The 1,617-nt window shown below is 69.8% G+C and carries 2 protein-coding genes; both read left to right on the top strand.

What is annotated here, in order from left to right; genetic code table 11:
- The coding region (locus AC5RV2_RS17835; protein WP_494093434.1) for an FHA domain-containing protein at positions 1–667 on the top strand (667 nt) is incomplete at its 5' end.
- A partial coding sequence (locus AC5RV2_RS17830) for a serine/threonine-protein kinase (RefSeq protein ID WP_494093433.1) occupies positions 664–1,617 on the top strand: 954 nt, incomplete at its 3' end. The genes AC5RV2_RS17835 and AC5RV2_RS17830, both read left to right, overlap by 4 nt.

Raw genomic sequence — 1,617 nt, 5'->3', positions numbered from 1 at the left:
TTCGGAGCCGGCCGCGGCTGCCCACCGCGGCCCTGCCGCCGCGGACCCACCGGCCGGGTTCGACGGCGGGAACCACAGCGGCGGAGACCGCGACGGCTTCGACCCTGACGGCGGCGACCACGACGGGCAGACGCTGATGCGCAGCGACCTGCCCGAGGTTCCGGCCGCACCTGCACCCGAGGCGGCGCCGTCGCCAGCGCCGAGCACCGCCCCCATGGTGCTGGCCCGGATGTGCGGGCTCGGCCACGCCAATCCACCGACCAGTTCGGCGTGTTCCGGGTGCGGCGGGCCGTTGGACGGCGAGGCCCGGGAGGTGCAGCGGCCAGCGCTGGGGCACCTGCGGTTGTCCACCGGCGAAGTGGTGGAACTGGACAGGCCCGTGATCGTCGGACGGCAGCCTTCCGCGAACCGGGTCCAGGGCAGGGTGATGCCGCGGCTGGTGCCGGTGCACAGCGCCAGCGGGGACATTTCGCGCTCGCACGTGGAAGTCCGGCTGGAAGGGTGGCACGTCATCCTCGCCGACCTGAACTCCACCAACGGGACCTTGCTCCTGCGCGGCCAGCAGGCGCCCCGGCGACTGGGCCACGGCGAGGCGGTCATGCTGCTGGACGGCGACATCGCGGACCTGGGCGACGGCATCTCCCTGCGCTTTGAGGACCTGCCGTGAGCGTGAAGCGCCCGCCCGCACCGCCGCCCGCCATCGACGGGTACCGCTACGTCAGGCTGCTCGGCTCCGGCGGTTTCTCCGATGTCTATTTGTACGAACAGGATCGGCCCAGGCGCCGTGTTGCGGTCAAGGTACTGCTGTCCGGGCATAAGACCGAGGACGCCCGCCGCCGCTTCGAATCCGAAGCGAACCTCATGGCGCAGCTGTCCACGCATCCGTTCATCGTCACGATCTACGAGGCCAATCTCACCGCCGACGGACATTCCTACCTGGCGATGGAGTACTGCTCGCGTCCCAGCTTGGACGTCCGGTACCGCAACGGTCCGCTGGGGGTGGACGAAGTGCTGGCCCTCGGAATCCAGGTGGCCTCGGCCGTGGAAACCGCGCACCGGGCGGGAATCGCGCACCGCGACATCAAACCCGCCAACATCCTGGTCACCGATTACAACCGTCCGGCCCTGACCGACTTCGGCATTTCCTCGAGCACCGACGGCGGGGATGGCGACACCGGCATGTCCATACCGTGGTCGCCGCCGGAAGCATTCCGGGGCGATGCCGGCAACGGCACCCGCAGCGACATCTGGTCCCTGGGCGCCACGATCTATACGCTGCTGGCCGGCCAATCCCCGTTCATCCAGCCCGGCGGAAACAACTCCCAGCGGGACCTGATGGACCGCATTGCCCATGCGCCGCTGCCGCCGCTGCGCCGTGCCGACGTGCCCGCATCACTGCAACTGGCCCTGGCGACGGCGATGGCCAAGTCGCCGGGGTCGCGGTTCACTTCCGCCTATGCCTTCGCCCTGTCCCTGCAGCGGGTGCAGGCGGAATTGAACCTTTCCGTGACGCCGTTCGAGGTGCCCAGGAAGCGCGACACCTCCCGTTCCAGCTGCAGGTGGAGGTCCTGCGTGCCGCAGATAAAGCGCACGCTGGCCATGCCGAACCCGCGGTCG

The organism is Arthrobacter sp. Y3225116, from assembly GCF_059091245.1.
The sequence above is the reverse complement of the archived record's forward strand: the minus strand, read 5'-3'. Positions and strand labels throughout refer to the sequence as shown.